Below are 16,522 nucleotides of genomic sequence, written 5' to 3'. Positions count from 1 at the left end.
ATTAATCGGCAGCAGACCGATAGGCAATATGTTACACTGATACAACTGGGGGGTAGACGATGCGGTTTAAGCAAATAGAGGCTTTTAGGGGAGATATCCGGGTTCCGGGAGATAAATCTATCAGTCACCGCGCGCTGTTAATCGCGGCGTTAGCGCCGGGTGTTTCGCGGCTAGTCGGCCTGTCGGATGCGGAAGACGTGGCGGCGACCAAGCGCTGTATATGTCAACTTGGGATTGCCGTAGAAGAACACGCGGGAAGATTTTGCGTCACGGGACGGAGTCTCTCGCACTGGCGTGAGCCGCAGGCGGCACTCGACTGCGACAACTCGGGCACAACCATGCGCCTATTGGCAGGGCTTTTGGCGGGGAGTAGCCTACAGGCAACACTCGTCGGCGACGCCTCGTTATCGCGACGCCCCATGCAGAGAATTGTGGACCCGCTGACGCTAATGGGGGGACAGCTTCTAGCTAAGACAAGCGGGGGACGCCCGCCCTTAGTAGTAGCGGGTGGGAAGCTTACCGCGCGGGACCACCGCTTGCCTATAGCCAGTGCCCAAGTGAAATCGGCCTTGCTCTTAGCGGGGCTCAGTGCGACGGGCACAACACGGATTTGGGAGAAGCATCCCACGCGCGACCATACGGAGCGTATGTTGCGGGCTTTTGGGTGCAACATCGACTATCACACGGGTTATGTGGAGCTCCGCGGCGGACAAGCCTTAAACCCCTGTGACTTTGAGGTTCCCGGCGATATCTCCGGCGCGGCGTTTTTCCTAGTTTTGGCCGCTGTAACGCCGGGGGCGGAGTTGACTGTGCTAAACGTGGGACTAAACCCCACGCGGACGGGCGTGTTGGACGTGCTGCAGGCTATGGGAGCGCGCTTGACCATCACCGTGCAGCGCACAGAGCCCGAGCCGGTCGGCAGTGTTCACGTGCTAGGGGGGAAGCTGCGCGGCTTTAGTGTGGGGGGAGCAGACATTCCGCGCTTAATTGACGAACTGCCCATCCTCGCGGTGGCGGCAGCGCTCGCCGCTGGCAAGACCGAAGTGCGCGACGCCGCTGAACTAAGGGTAAAAGAAAGCGACCGTATTACGGCGCTGCTTGGCGAACTAACGCAGATGGGGGTAAGATGTCAGGAGTTGCCCGATGGATTTGTTATCGAGGGAGGCAAGCTTAAGGGCGCTCACGTCAATTCGCATGGCGACCACCGCTTGGCGATGTCTCTGGCTGTGGCAGGCTGCAGGGCAGAGGGCACAACGACCTTACAGGGAGCCGAATGTGTGGCCGTGTCCTACAGAGGGTTTTTTGCGACGCTAGAGCAACTGGCTAGAGGGGGGAAACAGCATGCTTAGATATCTCACCGCAGGCGAGTCGCACGGCCCGGCGCTAACGTGCATTATTGAGGGCCTGCCCGCAGGAATGCGGGTAGACGTGCGCGAGATTGACGCCGAGTTAGCCCGCCGACAGCGTGTCCCCGGACGCGGCGAACGCATGAAGATTGAGCAAGATGCGGTGAAAGTGCTGGCCGGGCTGCGGGGCGGCGTTACATTAGGTAGCCCGCTCTGCCTGCAAATTTCTAACCGCGACCACGTTAACTGGGCGGAGAGCATGCACCCAGAGCTTCCAAGCGGCGCTCCAAAGATTACCTGCCCGCGGCCGGGGCACGCCGACTACCCAGGCATGGTCAAATACGGGTTTGACGATGCGCGAAGTGTCCTCGAACGCGCCAGCGCGCGCGAAACCGCCCTGCGCACGGCCATCGGGGCCGTAGCCCGCCAAGCGTTGCGCCAAAGGGGCATTAGTATCTACAGCCGTGTAGCCGAACTAGGCCCGCTCACGCTAGGGGAGACAGACGCGACGGAAGAAGTATTTAGGCGCGCACGCGAACATCCTCTTGCCGTAGGCGCAGGGAAGGCCAAAGCCGCAGAAGAATTACTGGCAGTGTGCCGCAAAGAGGCGCAAAGCGTCGGCGGCATAATCGAAGTGGCGGCCTTTCACTTGCCTGTCGGGCTGGGCTCTTACGTGCACGCCGACAGGCGCCTCGACGGGCAAATAGCCGGGGCGCTCATGTCTATTCCGGCCGTAAGGGGAGTGGCAATCGGCAGAGCTTTTGCCGAGGCTCGCCATGCGCCCGGCGTGGCGGGCGACAGCCTGCGCTACGACCCCCAAAAAGGCATTTACTACGAAGGGAACGCCAACGCAGGGCTAGCGGGGGGCATGACGACAGGGCAGCCATTGCTGTTCTCCTGCGCCGTTAAGCCCATTCCTACCCTCGCTCCCGGCGTTACGGTAGACCTTGCTACTCTTAAAGAAGCATGCCCTGTGCGCGAGCGCAGCGACGTGACAGCCGTGTTTGCCGCGGCAGTGGTGGCTGAAGCCGTGTTGGCGTGGGTACTCCTAGCCGCTATGCTAGACAGCCCCGCACAGTGGTCCTAGTACCCGGCTTGTTTGTCTACGGTGTTGATAAGAGCCTCGCCTTGACGCAAGCGGCGCAGGTTTTCGAGGAAGATAGCCAGCGCTCGTTCACGGTAATTTGGCAGCGACCCCGCGCAATGCGGCGTGACTAGGACGTTACTCATCGACCACAAAGGGCTTGTGGGGGGGAGAGGCTCTTCGGCAAAGACATCCAGACCCGCGCCGACGAGATGCCCGCCTTGCAGGAACTCGGCTAAGGCAACTTCGTCTACTACCTTGCCCCGCGCGATGTTGTAGAAGTAGGCTCCGGCGGGTAGCAGTGCCAAGCGCTCGCGATGCAAAAGATTGTCTGTTTCTGGGGTGAGAGGGAGAGCCACAACTAGGTGCTTTACGCGCGGCAGAATGGTGTCTAGTTCCCTATCCGCCACCACCTCATCGGCACAGGGCGAGGGCGCGGGGTGTTTGCGCACGGCGATAACCCGCATGCCAAAGGCCTTAGCCCGCGAGCCGATCGCCTGCCCAATCGCGCCAAACCCTAAGATGCCTACGGTCTGGCCGTAGAGAAGCTTAGGCTCGGTGGGGCGCCAGTTCTTCGTTTGCTGGTTTAAGATGTGGGCTGGGTAGCTGCGCACTAGACACAACATCATCCCCAGCACATGTTCGGCGATTGTCTCTTGATGAATGCCGCTAGTAGTACAGAGCTCGGCTTGGCTTGCTCTAAGTTCAGGTGAGAGCATATGGTCGACACCGGCACTCAGCACTTGAATGAGCTTTAAGCGTTTGCCAAGGGCTATCTGCGACGGGCGCAGCCCTCCCCAGACGATATCGGCTCCGGGCAGGTGACGCAGAAACTCGTCGCCTTCTGCGGTGATTACCTCTGCCTCCGGGAAAGCTGCGTTAATCTGTGCTCGCTCGTCGGCACTAAGCTCACCACGCACCAAAATAGTGGTCATAGAATACCTCCTTTACGATTTATGTCGGATTGAGTAGATACGAGGAGGATAGGGGAGATGGGGAGGGAGGAGATTGTGAATTAGCACCCCTTATCCGTCCTATCCTGTAAATCCCAATCTATCCGTCTGAATTAACTTCCCTAGTTCTCTCCTCATCCTTCCCATCACCCCCGTATCCTGATCATCCGACAGAATTAGGCGTCGCCGATTCATTTCGGATTGAGTAGATACGAGGAGGATAGGGGAGATGGGGAGGGAGGAGATTGTGAATTAACACGGATGGACCGGATTGGACGGATGAGATGGATAGGACAGGGTCAGTGCACCCCTTATTCCAGCCCATCCGTATGAATTAGTTTCCCTAGCTCCCTCCTCATCCTTCCTATCATCCTGTTCGCGTTGGAGCAAGGTTTCCCTGCCGCGCTAGCCGCATCACTTCGAGAGTAGTAAAATAGGCATGGGCGCAATTATTGCCCGGGAAAAACTAAGTATAGCGAGGTGTGTAAATTGCAGTTGACAGTGCTGGGGTGTCATTCGCCTTATCCTCCGGCAGGAGGCGCGGGACCGGGGTATCTTTTGACTGAGGGAGAAGTACGCGTGTTACTGGATTGCGGCAGTGGCGTGGTGTCAAAGCTTGGCCAGTATATCGATGTGCGTAAGGGCGACCTATCGGCAGTGGTGCTCAGTCACCTGCACGCCGACCACTTTTGCGACCTGCTCGTGCTGCGCTATGCCCGCATGCTAGGCATGGCCCGCGGCGTGGCCACGGCGCTTCCGGTGTACTGTCCCGCCGAACCCGCGCTTGAGCGCGCCGTCATACCCTTTCGCGAGGTGTTAGACGTGCGCCATATCGACGAGCATTTTCGCTTTGGGCTGGGCGCGATGACCTTCTCCTTCTATCGCACCAAGCACGTATATCCCTGCTACGCCGTACGCGTGGAGGCAGGCGGGAGTAGCCTAGTTTATACCGGCGATACGGAGTGGGACGAAGGGCTCGTGGAGTTCGCTGCACTTGCCGATGTGCTATTGGTGGAAGCAAGCTTTACCGAACAAGACAAGGGCCAAAACTTAGCGCAGCATATGAGTGCGCGGGAATGCGGCATCTTAGCCGAGCAGGCGATGGTCGGGGAGCTAATCCTCACCCACCTGCCCCCGCGCGGCGATAACGCAGAGCTCCTAGCTGAGGCGCGGGCGGCGTTTAACGGCGAAGTGGTCTTAGCATACTCTGGCCTTCAGATCGAGTGCTAAAGCGGCCCAAGTTAGGCTAGCGAAACCAGTCCCACGGGAAACGCCACTCCAAGGCGGGCCGATGCACGTCACAGGGTTCGGCGGGGGCGGTGCCCGTCAGAAATAACTCCGTCCGTAGCGTGTCGGCCGGGCATGCCTCCCGTGCCGCCAAGCCGCTTTCGACACAGATGGTTATCTCCTCGATGCCTTCCGGGCGCGTGAAGTCTTCTATCGGCAGGCCCTTGTGGGCCGCCTGCATAAAGTGCGCCCAGATAGGAACGGCCAACGCTCCTCCCGTGCCCCCCAGCGTTTCGCCACGGTCGTTGCCTACATACACGGCCGCGACTAACTGCGGCGTATAGCCTACGAACCAAGCGTCCAGCATGTCTTCGGAAGTGCCTGTTTTCCCCGCCGCCGGCCGGGTGAAAGTTCTTAGGACGCCTCGTCCGGTACCCTGCGGCGAGGCGATAACGTCCCTGAGCGCACTGGTAACTAGGTAGGCAATGCGCGGGTCGAGCGCACCCGGCACCAACCGCGGGCGTGCTTCCCTAACGACGCGCCCCGCGCGTGTTTCAACACGGACGATAGGGTCGGCCGTGTGTCCCGCCAGCACGCGTCCGCCGTTGGCAAAGGGAGCGAACGCTTGCGCCATAACGAGCGGCGTTGTCTCCGAGGTGCCAAGCGCCAGCGACAACACCGGCCGTAGCGGGGTCGTTAGGCCGAGGCGCCTTGCCATAGCGGCCGCCGCGGCAGGCGTCACTTGGTGGATAAGCCGCGCGGCCACTACGTTGCAGGAGACTACAAGCGCTTCGCGCAGGCAGAGCGGTCGGTTATGGAACTCCCCGCCAAAATCCGCAGGTGCCCACGGCGGGCCCTCCGGCTCCGGGAAGGTGACGGGCTCGCAGGTTATTTGGCTGGCGAGCGTTAGCCCTTGCTGTAGTGCGGTAGCATAGACAAAGGGCTTAAAGGCCGACCCGGGCTGTCGCAGCGCCTCTACGGCGCGGTTAAAGCCCGGCGGCGCATTGCCGCGCCCCCCCACCAAGGCTCTGATCTCGCCCGTCTTTGGATCTAGTGCAACCAGTGCGCCTTGCGGTTGTATTACTCCGTTTTGACCCGTTCTGTTTTCGGTCAGGTCGGCTAGACGGGCTAGGGCAGACTCGGCGGCCGCCTGCATGGAGGTGTCTAGCGTCGTAAAGATGCGGAGCCCGGCAACTGCGGCTAGCGCACTGCCGTTTGGCATATGCTGTTCTAGGGAGGTTCTGATGTAACTTCTGAGCAGTTCTCCCCCGACTGCGGCGCGCGGTGCATCTGCTAGCACCACTGCTGCCTCCTTGGCTGCGGTCGCCTCGTTCTCGGTAATATACCCTTCGGTTACCATGCGTCCCAGCACCCACGCCTGACGCGCCTCGGCGCGCTCTAAGTTAGCGCGCGGCGAGTACCATTCCGGTCCGCGGATAAGCCCGGCCAACATTGCCGCCTCGGCCAGATTTAGGTCCCGCGTCCGCTTGTTAAAGTAGTGCCGGCTGGCGGCTTCTACGCCGTAAGTACCATGCCCCATGTAGATTTCGTTAATGTACAGCTCCAGAATCTCTTGCTTCGTGTAGTGCCGCTCTAAGAGAATCGCCAAATACGCTTCCTTGAGCTTGCGGCGCAGGGTGCGCTCCATGGGGAGGTCGTAGAGGTTGCGCGCTAGTTGTTGGGTAATCGTGCTGGCTCCCTCGACAAAGCGGCGCCTGCGCAGCGCTTCCAACAAGGCCCGGCCGATGCCGATGGGGTCAAGGCCAAAGTGCCGATAGAAGCGCGCGTCTTCTGTAGCAATAATTGCTTGCAACAGATGTTCCGGTACATCCCCTATGCTAATTACCTCGCGATTTTCCACAAAAATACGCGTGAGCAATGTCCCATCGCGGGCAAAGACAAGGCTCGCTTCTCTTTGCACGAATGGAGGTAACGCCAAGAAGGTATTTAACCCGAGAAACAGAATAGTAACAGCTGCAAGGGAAGCAAGAATTGCCGCCTGCGCATGTAGTTTGCGGGTCATAAGCATCACCACCAAGTGTAGGGTGCCCAAGAAAGGAGACCTCGAACAGTGACAGAGCTACTGGAACGTTTGCGTAGGGGCGACAAAGCGGCCTTTGAAGAAATGGTCAACAAGTATTGGGCGCTGGCAGGAAGCCGAGCCATCACACTTACTCGCTCGTGGCAAGACGCCGAAGACCTCGTACAGGAGTCCTTCGCGCGAGCGTGGGCGCGGGTGAGCGAGTTTCGCGGCGAATCCTCGTTTAGCACATGGCTCCTGCGCATCATGGAGAATCATCACGTCGATTTGCTGCGCAAAAAGAAGCGCACGCCTTCTGTCTCGCTCCAGACATTAGATCTGCGCGAACTGCTTAATCTGCGGCCACCCGCGTGGCTGGATGTAAGCGCGCTTGAGAAGAAGTGGGAATTGGAGGACATACGCAAGTGCATCGATAATGCCTTTAGCCGTCTGCCGGCCGCCTACAGGAAACTTATCGTGCAAAAGGACTTGCAGCGGTTGTCCTATGAAGAAATGGCGGGGCATATGGCCTGCTCGGTAGAATCCATCCGCTGCAAGCTTTACCGCGCGCGCAAGCAATTGCGCGTGGAACTGGCGCGGTTGCTCGGTCAGTACGGCGTGGTAATGTAAGGTCAACAGGGCGAAACGGGCTGCGCGATGGCGTAGCCCGTTCTTTGTTCTATGACTGCAGAAAACTTCTCATGCGACCTAGGCCGGTTTCGATATTCTCCATTGACGTCGCGTAAGAGAGGCGAATATAGTTGCGCGCACCAAAGCCGGAGCCCGGCACTACCGCCACGTATGCTTTTTCGAGCATGACACCTGCCAGCCTTACGTCGTCGAGGATTATTTCCTTGTCGTATGAGGCCCCGAGCAGCCCGGCAATATTGGCCATCACGTAGAACGCACCCTGCGGCATGCGGCAGGATACGCCGGGTAGTCCGTTAAGAAGCTCGACCATGCGGCGACGGCGGCGCTCAAATTCCTGCAGCATGACACTAACGGCCGCCTGCGAGCCGACAAGCGCCTCTACGCTGGCCTCCTGCGCGATAGAGTTTGGGTTAGAGGTTGCATGGCTTTGCAGGCTGCCCATGGCCGCCGCTAGGCCCGAATTGCTAGCGGTGTAGCCAATACGCCAGCCGGTCATGGCGTAAGCCTTAGACATGCCGTTTACCACAATGGTCAGCTCTTTGATGTCGGCACCGAATGAAGCAATGCTCACGTGTTTTGTCCCGTCGTAAATAAGCTTCTCGTAGATTTCATCGGAGATAACATAGATTTGGTGCTCTACACAGAGGTCCGCAATGACCTTTAGCTCGCTCGCCGTATAGACCATCCCAGTCGGATTGCTCGGAGAGTTAAGGATAAGCGCCTTAGTGCGCGGCGTGATGGCGGCACGCAGTTCCTCGGGGCGCACTTTAAAGTCTTCGTCTTCGCGGGTATCAAGGATTATGGGCGCGCCGCCGGCCATCTTGACCATCTCAGGGTAACTTACCCAGTAGGGCGCGGGGACAATGACTTCGTCGCCCGGGTCGCACAGAGCCAACAGAGCGTTATAGATGCTGTGTTTCGCGCCGTTAGACACTACGATCTGCGCCGGGCTGTAAGTAAGCTGGTTTTCCCTGCTTAGTTTCTGGCAAATAGCTTGGCGAAGTTTCTCCGTGCCGCTTGACGGCGTATAGCGCGTCTGCCCGGCCTCTATCGCGGCGATACCGGCTCTAGCAATATGGGCGGGGGTGTCAAAATCCGGTTCGCCCACACCAAAGTTAACCACTTTGATGCCTTGGGCCGCCATTTGCTTGGCTTTGGCGTCTATACTGAGTGTGACGGAAGGAGTAATGTTTAGCGCGCGTTCCGCGAGCTTTTTCATGAATAGGCCCCCTTAACTGCGTTTTGTATATTGTATTCTTCGTTCGTCGCAAGTTCCCTGCAGAGGGCCTTCCGCTTTTATCGCCGGCGAAAAAAGCCGCAAGATTTTGATATTGTCCCAATAACTGCTCGCTCAAAAAGTTGCGCCCCGGTTACGTTTATGCTAAAATCAGTGAAACGCAGCGCAGAAGCGAGTAGTGCGAGCATCTGTTCAGAGAGCTAGCGGTCGGTGCGAGCTAGTCAGTAAGTTTGCATGAAGTCCACTTCGAAGGCGGCGCGCGAGGAGCGCAGACGGTGACGCCGTTATAGTCCCAAGAGGCCGCAAGGCAAACTAGGGTGGTACCGCGAGATAACTCGCCCCTCACATTGGGGCGAGTTTTTGCTTTGGTGCGTAGGGGGAGTGCGCACTTGGCACTTAGCACTTCGTGGAGGACGAGCGCTGCTGGTTCCGGGCGCCTGGCGGCTGGCGCCCGCTAGCCCCACAAGAGACAAGCGACAATAACAAAAGGAGGCCCCAAAATGTTAGACGCAAAATTTATCCGCAACAATATGGCCAAAGTAGCAGCAGGTGTAGCGGCCAAAGGGGAGACTGCCGCGTTAGCGGAGTTTCAGGCCCTAGATGAAGCTCGTCGTCAAAAGATCACCGAGGTAGAGCAGCTTAAAGCCTATCGCAACAGCGTGACGCAGGAAATTGCCCGCCGCAGGCAGAACGGCGAAGAAACGTCGGCCTTACAGGAAGAGATGAAGGCGGCGGGGCAAAAGGTGAAGGACATCGACGCCGAGGTGAGCGCAACCGAGGCCGACTTAGAGGCCCTGCTGCTTCGCATTCCAAACTTGCCGGACAGCGATGTCCCTATCGGCAAAGACGATACGGAAAACGTCGAGATAAGGCGTGTCGGGGAGCCGCGGCGGTTTAGCAATCCTCCGAAGGCCCACTGGGACATCGGCATCGACCTCGACATTCTCGACTTCGAACGGGCGAGCAAAATCGCCGGCAGCCGCTTTGCCCTCTACCGCGGATTAGGAGCTAGGCTTGAGCGTGCCCTGATAAACTTCATGCTCGACTTGCATACGCGGGAACACGGCTATACCGAGGTGTTTCCACCTCTCTTGGTTAACTATGCCTGCATGCAGGGTACAGGTCAGTTCCCAAAATTCGTGGACGATGCCTTTAAGCTCGCCGAAAAAGACTTGTACTTAAACCCTACTGCCGAAGTCCCAGTTACAAACATGCACCGCGACGAAATTCTTGACGGCGCGTTGTTGCCGCTTTATTACACCGCTTACTGCCCGTCGTTCCGCGCGGAGGCAGGTGCCGCGGGCCGCGACACGCGGGGGCTTATCCGCATGCACCAGTTTAACAAAGTAGAACTCGTCAAATTTGTCGCGCCCGAGACGTCGGAGGACGAACTTCATACTCTGTTGCGCGACGCCTGCCGTGTGCTTGACTTGCTTGAGATTCCCTACCGCATTGTGCAGATGTGTACGGGCGATCTTGGTTTCGCTGCCGCCAAAAAATACGACATTGAACTGTGGCTACCAAGCTACAACCGGTATATGGAGATTTCGTCGTGCTCAAACTTCCGCGATTTTCAGGCGCGCCGGGCTAACATCAAGTACAGGCCGTCAGCCGGCAGCAAAGCGGAATACGTGCATACACTGAACGGTTCCGGACTCGCCGTAGATCGCCTTGTCGCAGCTGTGTTAGAAAACTATCAAAACGAAGACGGTTCTGTGACGGTGCCGGCGGTTCTTAAGCCATATATGCAAATTGAGCGCTTGGCAAAACAGCAAGAAAGTGCAAATTGACGACAACAAACATCGCTGATATACTGATTTGTGCTGCGGAGAGATGGCCGAGTGGTTTATGGCGCTAGTCTTGAAAACTAGTGACCCCGCAAGGGGCCGGGGGTTCGAATCCCTCTCTCTCCGCCACGAAGCAAAAGGAAGCAAAAGGGACGGAGCTTTTTGCTTCACTAGTACTTTGCACTTCGCACGTCGCACTTTGCACTTCGCACTTAGGAGAAACGGGGGATTGCCGGCTCCTAGCATACAAGAAGCAAGAGGGTCAACGTGTTGTAGGGACGTGCGTTCGCACGTCCGCGGACGTGCCGCAGGCACGTCCCTACGTTCACAGCTCAAAGCTCGCGGCTCTTACTTGTGATTTGTGATTTGCGTTTTGTGATTTGCGTTTCATGTGCTTCTTGCCGCAGGGTGAGGACTATGCTATATTAGATTGGCGCGGAGAGGTGGCCGAGTAGGTCGAAGGCGGTCGCCTGCTAAGCGATTATACGAGCTTTAAACTCGTATCGCGGGTTCGAATCCCGCCCTCTCCGCCATACGCGCGCCCGTAGCTCAGCTGGATAGAGTAACGGACTACGAATCCGGTGGTCGCAAGTTCGAATCTTGCCGGGCGCGCCATTTACATGCATCCGTAGCTCAGGGGATAGAGCAGCGGTTTCCTAAACCGCGTGTCGGGGGTTCGAGTCCCTCCGGGTGCACCACTGTGAGCTATGAGCTATGAGCTGTGAGGGGCTATCCGCTTTCCGCCTTGAGCTGCAAAGTCGCAAACTGCAGGCAATCATGAATCATGAATCGTGAATCGTGAATCATGAACTAGGGGGATGCGAGCACATCCCTGCTATCGACCGGCGCTAAGAGAGGAATCTAGCGATGGAGCATGAGTTTTTCATGCGCGAAGCAATCCGCGAGGCCCAAGCAGCCGCAGCCTTAGGGGAAACACCTGTAGGCGCGGTAGTTGTGCGCGCAGGGGAGATAGTCGGGCGCGGGCATAATCTGCGGGAAACCATTAAGGATCCTACGGCCCACGCCGAGATGATAGCCATTCGCCAGGCCAGTGAAACGCTAGGCGGCTGGAGGCTCATTGGCTGCACCCTCTACGTAACGCTTGAGCCCTGTATTATGTGCGCTGGTGCCATGGTCTTAGCGCGTCTACCCGCCCTCGTTTTTGGGGCGTTCGATCCGAAAGCAGGCGCGGTTGGCTCGGTCATGAATGTCTTGGCAGAAGCAAAATTTAATCATCAAGTAGCAGTCACCGGCGGCGTGCTCGCCCCCGAATGTGGTGCGCTGCTTACGAGTTTCTTTCAGGAGTTGCGGTTGCGCTCGGAGCGCCGTTAGCACGTAACCGTTTCAGTGGACGTGGGGCTGCTAGCTCCTAGCTCCTAGTAGAGTGAGAGTGCCCAGTGCCCAGTGCCCAGTAGAGCGTCTGGCGGCTCTTGTTTCTTGCCTCTTATTTCTTGCCTCTTGCACGGAGAGATGGCTGAGTGGTTTAAGGCATCCGCCTCGAAAGCGGAAGAACGGTTACCCGTTCCGTGAGTTCAAATCTCACTCTCTCCGCCACTTTTGAGCTATGAGCATTGAGCTATGAGCTGTGCGAGCGCAAGCTTCTGGCTCCTGGTAGAGGGCCCCACAAGCGACAAGGGACAAGCGACAAGGGACAAGTCAAACGACATTCTACAACAACACGGAGAGATGGCTGAGCTGGTCTAAGGCGCACGACTGGAAATCGTGTTCGGGCTTATACCCCGACGAGGGTTCGAATCCCTCTCTCTCCGCCATAAAACTAAAGATTAAGAGCCCTAGGGGACAACCCTCGGGGCTCTTTCATCTTTCCTAAGTTAGGACTTGGCTCGAACTTTTAGCCTTGGCGGCGTGGCCGCAGCGCGCAGCAGAGCTGCCTTGAGTAGCATAAATGTGCTATGGCTGATACAATAGACGCGGAGGTGTTCTGTGTGGCCAAGAAGATCGTGCTTCGCCAAATGGGGGGGTCTATCGGGGCGACTATCCCGAAGGAAATAGCCGAGCGTTTTCATCTTCACAAGGGCGATGCGGTTTATGTGTCGGAAACTGCTGAGGGGATACTCATTACTCCTTACGAGCCACGCTTTGATGAGGCCATGGCTGTTTACGAGAAAGGCGCAAGGCAGTATCGCAATGCTCTAAGAGAGCTAGCGAAGTAGGGTATGAAAGAACCGCGATGGTTAAGCAAAGCGGTTATCGAGGCCGTCCATCACAGGCAAGTGAGAGAGCACGGGGGGCACTTTGGAGTGCGGGATTCCCGTCTGCTCGAATCTGCACTAAGTCGGCCTGTTAACTACTGGCTACACGAGCCGACGGCAGATATTTTCACGCTGGCGGCTGTATTAGGGCACGGTCTCACCGGAAATCATAGTTTTATCGACGGGAACAAACGAGTGGGCCTGATGTCCATGTACGTGTTCCTTGGCCTTAACGGCTATGACTTAAACGCGCCGGAAGCCGAGGCGGTCGACGTAATGCTGCAGGTCGCGGCAGGAAGTATGTCAGAGCGAGCATTGGCCGAGTGGCTACGGCAGCATACCGTTCGGCTGGCCGGCTAGTTTCGTTTCTACGGAGGAAGTTAAGTCCATCACGCAAGCCCAGTAACAGGATGAACCGTGCGCGACATTAGCCTGCACTGAATGAGAGGGCCTCGAGGGACAGGAAAAGGGCTATCTCTATAGAATAGCCCTTACAGGCTCTATTTTGCAGGAAGGGCGATATACTCGAAAGGGAGGATTAAGATGTCTAAGCAATCCAAAAGCACTCCGGGGACTTGTTTTCAGTGCGGTAAGTCTGCTCTAAAAACTGCGATGAAGAACCACGTTCTCAAAAGCCATAACGACGGCGACGAACTATGCTATCTCATAAAAGCCGAGGGGATGCATGATAAGAACTATTGGCTGTTGTTCTCTCTGCCGCTTAGCACCACCTTAGCTGCGCTGGACAAGTTTCTACGTCAGATTTGGTGCGAGTGTTGCGGACATCTGAGCGCGTTTTGGAGAGATGGACACCAGCTTGGCGAGACAAGGAAAGTGTCCACGCTTTCGATTGGTGATAAACTGCAATACGAATATGATTTCGGCTCGACGACAGAGATATTACTTACCGTCCTTGACGAAATCTCCCGACCAAAACAACGCGAAAAGGTCTGTCTACTTGCGCGAAACAATCCGCATGGTCAAACCTGCGATACTTGTGGGGCACCCGCTACAGCTACCAACGCGTGGGAGTTTGAACTCCTGTGCGAGCAATGCTGCAGTAAAGCTCAGGACGAGGCGGCCGTTCTACCCATTGTCAATTCACCACGCTGCGGTGTGTGCGGGTATACCGGCGAACAGGACAGATGGACATCGCCCAACAGCACTCTTCCCCTTGGGCCCGAGAAAGTGGTAAAATAGCTCGTAGACAGAAATATCACTTCGGTACAAGCGGCAGAGAGAGGACTTAGTGGATGTTAGACTTTAGACCCCTGACGCTCGCGGACAAGAGCTGGATATCACCGATTCTGGCTGAGAGCGGGTACATGGGGAGCGAAGCAGCCTTTGGCACCTTGTACATATGGCAAGAGGCCTACGAGAAGAAGATCGCACGGCAAGACGACATGCTGTTCGGATGTTTTGGCAAGAATGCCTGCACTTATTTTTTCCCTTATGCCAAAGACATAAGACGAGCATTAGCCGCCCTGCTCGAAGACTGCGAAGCGGCGAACAAGCGCTTTCGCATGTGGGGCGTGACGGAGGAACAGGCCAGGCTAATGGAGGCCGCCTTTGCGGACACGTTTCACTTTCGCTTTTTGCGGGCTAACGCCGACTATCTTTACCACGCCGAGGACTTAATTGCCCTCGCCGGCAGGCGCTACCACCGCAAGCGCAACCACCTCACGCGCTTTAAGCGCATGTACGAGTTCACCTATGAAGACATCACTCCCGCCAATATCGCAGACTGCGAGAAAATTGAGCGGGAGTGGTTGTTGGGTACGGACAATCCTACGCTTGGCGGCCTAGAAAAAGAGAACTTTGCCCTCAAGCGCTCTTTAGACAGCTTTTCTGCCTTAGGCTTTAAGGGCGCACTAATCAGGATTGGCGATAAGCCGGTAGCTTTTACGCTCGGTGAAGAGATTAACCCGCGCGTGTTTGTCGTGCACTTTGAGAAAGCGCTTGATGGCTACGAAGGCCTTTATGCGGCCATCAACCAGATGTTTGCGGAGCGACAGCTCTATAGCTACGAGTACGTCAACCGCGAAGAAGACATGGGGATAGAGGGGCTGCGCAAGGCTAAGCTGTCGTACTACCCAGCGCAAATTTTAGAAAAGGCCGTCGTCACGCTCAAAGGGGCGGTGCCGGGTGACTAAAGAAATTCGCTTTGCCGACTGGTCGATGCGTGAGGAGATTACGTCCCTTTGGCAGAGCTGTTTTGCTGAGCGAAGGGAAGCCGTAGACCTCTTCTTTGCGTATCATTTTCATCCCACAGACACGCTAGTCCTTAAAGTAGACGGGCGCATAGTAGCTATGGTCCATATGCTACCGGGGGAAATCCTTACTGAGGCGGGCAGGCTACAAGCACACTACATTTATGCCGCCGCAACCGATAAAGCCTTGCGGGGGCAGGGTCTAATGGGGGAGCTAATGGCGCGGTCTGCCGCGGAAGGTACCGCGCGCGGCGACCACTACGCATTCTTGCTTCCGGCCGACACGGGGCTATATGATTTCTATGCCAAACATGGGTTTGACAAGTTCTTTAAGACGGCATTCTGTGAAATATCACGGCGGGAGCTCGAGAGAGCAGGTTGCGCGCCCGACAGAGTAGCCCCTACAGTAGATGTAACCCCCCGCGCGCTAAAAGAGACGCGCGACAGCTTCGTAGCAGTAAGCCCCGGGAGCGCGGTCTGGAGTGAGCAGGCGATTGATTTTGCCGTGCGGGTAACTAAGCTTTACGGTGGGCAATTGGTGACCGCGTGCTCTAATGGGCGTGTGGCATACGCCCTATGCTCGCCTGTGCATGCCGGGCAGTGCGAGGTGCTGGAGTTTGGCGCTTCTCCCCACGACGAAGCAGCCCTTTGTGCCGCCGTTTTGGACAGCGTGCCGGCAGAGCATTTCCGTTTTCGTCTGCCCGCCCACCGCACCTTGCTTGGACGCACCGGGCAGCCCGTTGACTTTGGCATGATTAAACCTCTGACTCCGCCCGCTGCGCGAAGCCTGCAGTTTGTGGCGTGTTCCACACCATACCTCGGTCTAACCCTCGACTAGGCTTACCAAAGAGCAATATGGCCGTCGGTGCGCGGTTCGGTGCCGCCGCAAAGTACGCCGTTAGCCGAGTCGCGCCAGATAATCTGCCCTCGCCCGAAACTAACGCTATCGACAGTGCGCTGCACGGCGTGCCCGCGGCGCAGTAAGGCTTCGGCGATGTGTTGCGGGAAGCTTGGCTCTACCTGTACGGTTCTGCCGCTTACCCACTGCCAGCGGGGAGCGTCTAGGGCTGCCTGCGGGTTCAAGTTAAAGTCAAGCATGTTCATTAAGACTTGCACGTGCGCCTGCGGCTGCATGTGCCCACCCATAATGCCAAAGGGACCGACCGCCGTCCCGCCCTTGGTAAGAAAGCCGGGGATTATGGTGTGGAAGGGGCGCTTGCCCGGCAGCAGAACGTTAGCGTGGGCCGGGTCAAGCGAAAAGCTGTGGCCGCGGTTTTGTAGCGATATGCCTGTACCTGGGATAACAACGCGCGCCCCAAACCCCATGTAGTTGCTCTGTATGTAAGAAACCATATTGCCGTCCCCATCGGCCGTCGCGAGGTACACCGTGCCGCCCCGCAGATCTAGTCCTGTGGTCGGTGTTAGGGCACCGCTGCTAATCTCGCTGCGGCGCTTAGCCGCATACGCAGGGCAGAGCAGATCCTCTGGCCTCACCTTCATCTGGCGTGGGTCGGTAATATGAGCGAGGCCGTCGGCAAAGGCGAGTTTGACGGCCTCAATTTGTCGGTGGTACATTTCGATGTTGTCGCGCTCCGGGAACTCGTACCCCGCGAGGATGTTTAGAGCCAACAACGCGACTAATCCCTGCCCATTGGGAGGCAGTTCCCAGACGTCATACCCGCGGTAGTTCACCCTAAGTGGCTTCACCCATTCGGGGTAGTATGACGCAAGGTCTGCCGCGCCGATGTATCCGCCGTGCTCGCGCGAAAAGCTGTCGATGCGTTCAGCTATTTC

Annotated in this window: 15 protein-coding genes, 6 tRNA genes and 1 other annotated feature; of the genes, 17 read left to right on the top strand and 4 right to left on the bottom strand. The window is 57.3% G+C overall.

Features of this window, described 5'->3' with window-relative positions:
• Positions 1-59: 59 nt before the first annotated feature.
• Positions 60-1,349, top strand: a complete 1,290-nt coding sequence (gene aroA, locus KGZ66_04530; GenBank protein MBS3984854.1) for a 3-phosphoshikimate 1-carboxyvinyltransferase — start codon at positions 60-62, stop codon at positions 1,347-1,349.
• Entirely contained in the window at positions 1,342-2,433 is a 1,092-nt protein-coding gene (aroC, locus tag KGZ66_04525) for a chorismate synthase (GenBank protein MBS3984853.1), read from the top strand. Before aroA ends, aroC begins: the two co-directional genes overlap by 8 nt.
• Here aroC and KGZ66_04520 read toward each other — a convergent pair.
• Complete coding sequence (locus tag KGZ66_04520; GenBank protein ID MBS3984852.1) at positions 2,430-3,365, bottom strand: D-2-hydroxyacid dehydrogenase; 936 nt, start codon at positions 3,363-3,365, stop codon at positions 2,430-2,432. The genes aroC and KGZ66_04520 overlap by 4 nt on opposite strands.
• Positions 3,366-3,872: 507 nt before the next feature.
• Between KGZ66_04520 and KGZ66_04515 the strand changes: the two genes are divergently transcribed.
• Positions 3,873-4,613, top strand: coding sequence for an MBL fold metallo-hydrolase (locus KGZ66_04515; GenBank protein MBS3984851.1), 741 nt, complete (start codon positions 3,873-3,875; stop codon positions 4,611-4,613).
• A 16-nt stretch (positions 4,614-4,629) separates the two neighbouring features.
• On the opposite strand, the gene KGZ66_04510 is transcribed toward KGZ66_04515, so the two are convergent.
• Positions 4,630-6,633 carry a PBP1A family penicillin-binding protein gene (locus tag KGZ66_04510; GenBank protein ID MBS3984850.1) on the bottom strand — a complete coding sequence of 668 codons (2,004 nt, stop codon included), beginning with the start codon at positions 6,631-6,633 and terminating at the stop codon, positions 4,630-4,632.
• Positions 6,634-6,681: 48 nt separating this feature from the next.
• Between KGZ66_04510 and KGZ66_04505 the strand changes: the two genes are divergently transcribed.
• Entirely contained in the window at positions 6,682-7,260 is a 579-nt protein-coding gene (locus KGZ66_04505) for a sigma-70 family RNA polymerase sigma factor (protein MBS3984849.1), read from the top strand.
• 49 nt (positions 7,261-7,309) lie between these two features.
• Here KGZ66_04505 and KGZ66_04500 read toward each other — a convergent pair whose 3' ends face one another.
• On the bottom strand, positions 7,310-8,500 hold the full coding sequence (locus KGZ66_04500; GenBank protein MBS3984848.1) for a pyridoxal phosphate-dependent aminotransferase: 1,191 nt from the start codon (positions 8,498-8,500) through the stop codon (positions 7,310-7,312).
• 172 nt (positions 8,501-8,672) lie between these two features.
• Positions 8,673-8,864: a binding site (T-box leader), on the top strand.
• Positions 8,865-9,018: 154 nt separating this feature from the next.
• Here KGZ66_04500 and serS point away from each other — a divergent pair.
• The 13 genes from serS to KGZ66_04435 all read left to right on the top strand — a co-directional run bounded on the left by serS (position 9,019) and on the right by KGZ66_04435 (position 15,566).
• Positions 9,019-10,308 (top strand): serine--tRNA ligase, encoded by a 1,290-nt coding sequence (serS, locus tag KGZ66_04495; protein ID MBS3984847.1) that lies wholly within the window; start codon positions 9,019-9,021, stop codon positions 10,306-10,308.
• Positions 10,309-10,345: 37 nt separating this feature from the next.
• Positions 10,346-10,434: transfer RNA gene (locus tag KGZ66_04490), tRNA-Ser, on the top strand.
• A gap of 308 nt (positions 10,435-10,742) precedes the next feature.
• A tRNA-Ser gene (locus tag KGZ66_04485) sits at positions 10,743-10,838 on the top strand.
• A gap of 5 nt (positions 10,839-10,843) precedes the next feature.
• Positions 10,844-10,920 (top strand) — tRNA-Arg (locus KGZ66_04480).
• Between the two features lie 7 nt (positions 10,921-10,927).
• Positions 10,928-11,003: transfer RNA gene (locus tag KGZ66_04475), tRNA-Arg, on the top strand.
• A 169-nt stretch (positions 11,004-11,172) separates the two neighbouring features.
• Positions 11,173-11,637 carry a tRNA adenosine(34) deaminase TadA gene (tadA, locus tag KGZ66_04470; GenBank protein ID MBS3984846.1) on the top strand — a complete coding sequence of 155 codons (465 nt, stop codon included), beginning with the start codon at positions 11,173-11,175 and terminating at the stop codon, positions 11,635-11,637.
• Between the two features lie 132 nt (positions 11,638-11,769).
• Positions 11,770-11,859, top strand: a tRNA-Ser gene (locus KGZ66_04465).
• A 126-nt stretch (positions 11,860-11,985) separates the two neighbouring features.
• A tRNA-Ser gene (locus KGZ66_04460) sits at positions 11,986-12,077 on the top strand.
• Between the two features lie 174 nt (positions 12,078-12,251).
• The gene (locus KGZ66_04455; protein MBS3984845.1) at positions 12,252-12,479 is read left to right on the top strand and encodes an AbrB/MazE/SpoVT family DNA-binding domain-containing protein; all 228 of its coding nucleotides are present in this window, start codon (positions 12,252-12,254) and stop codon (positions 12,477-12,479) included.
• A gap of 3 nt (positions 12,480-12,482) precedes the next feature.
• Complete coding sequence (locus KGZ66_04450) at positions 12,483-12,878, top strand: type II toxin-antitoxin system death-on-curing family toxin (protein ID MBS3984844.1); 396 nt, start codon at positions 12,483-12,485, stop codon at positions 12,876-12,878.
• Positions 12,879-13,061: 183 nt separating this feature from the next.
• Positions 13,062-13,718 (top strand): hypothetical protein, encoded by a 657-nt coding sequence (locus KGZ66_04445; protein ID MBS3984843.1) that lies wholly within the window; start codon positions 13,062-13,064, stop codon positions 13,716-13,718.
• Positions 13,719-13,771: 53 nt separating this feature from the next.
• Positions 13,772-14,671 (top strand): DUF2156 domain-containing protein, encoded by a 900-nt coding sequence (locus KGZ66_04440; GenBank protein ID MBS3984842.1) that lies wholly within the window; start codon positions 13,772-13,774, stop codon positions 14,669-14,671.
• Positions 14,664-15,566, top strand: coding sequence for a GNAT family N-acetyltransferase (locus KGZ66_04435; protein ID MBS3984841.1), 903 nt, complete (start codon positions 14,664-14,666; stop codon positions 15,564-15,566). The genes KGZ66_04440 and KGZ66_04435 overlap by 8 nt, the downstream gene beginning before the upstream one ends.
• Before the next feature lie 2 nt (positions 15,567-15,568).
• On the opposite strand, the gene KGZ66_04430 is transcribed toward KGZ66_04435, so the two are convergent.
• Positions 15,569-16,522: gamma-glutamyltransferase (locus tag KGZ66_04430; protein MBS3984840.1), on the bottom strand; the 954-nt coding region annotated here is incomplete at its 5' end.

The sequence above is a fragment of the Selenomonadales bacterium genome (genome assembly GCA_018335585.1).
Taxonomy (GTDB): domain Bacteria; phylum Bacillota; class UBA994; order UBA994; family UBA994; genus UBA994.
The sequence above is the reverse complement of the archived record's forward strand: the minus strand, read 5'-3'. Positions and strand labels throughout refer to the sequence as shown.

Coding starts and splice junctions, on each gene's coding strand:
- aroC (MBS3984853.1), top strand. CDS start 1,342: ATGCTTAGATATCTCACCGCAGGCGAGTCGCACGGCCCGGCGCTAACG.
- KGZ66_04510 (MBS3984850.1), bottom strand. CDS start 6,633: ATGACCCGCAAACTACATGCGCAGGCGGCAATTCTTGCTTCCCTTGCA.
- serS (MBS3984847.1), top strand. CDS start 9,019: ATGTTAGACGCAAAATTTATCCGCAACAATATGGCCAAAGTAGCAGCA.
- aroA (MBS3984854.1), top strand. CDS start 60: ATGCGGTTTAAGCAAATAGAGGCTTTTAGGGGAGATATCCGGGTTCCG.
- KGZ66_04450 (MBS3984844.1), top strand. CDS start 12,483: ATGAAAGAACCGCGATGGTTAAGCAAAGCGGTTATCGAGGCCGTCCAT.
- KGZ66_04500 (MBS3984848.1), bottom strand. CDS start 8,500: ATGAAAAAGCTCGCGGAACGCGCGCTAAACATTACTCCTTCCGTCACA.
- KGZ66_04440 (MBS3984842.1), top strand. CDS start 13,772: ATGTTAGACTTTAGACCCCTGACGCTCGCGGACAAGAGCTGGATATCA.
- KGZ66_04520 (MBS3984852.1), bottom strand. CDS start 3,365: ATGACCACTATTTTGGTGCGTGGTGAGCTTAGTGCCGACGAGCGAGCA.
- KGZ66_04445 (MBS3984843.1), top strand. CDS start 13,062: ATGTCTAAGCAATCCAAAAGCACTCCGGGGACTTGTTTTCAGTGCGGT.
- tadA (MBS3984846.1), top strand. CDS start 11,173: ATGGAGCATGAGTTTTTCATGCGCGAAGCAATCCGCGAGGCCCAAGCA.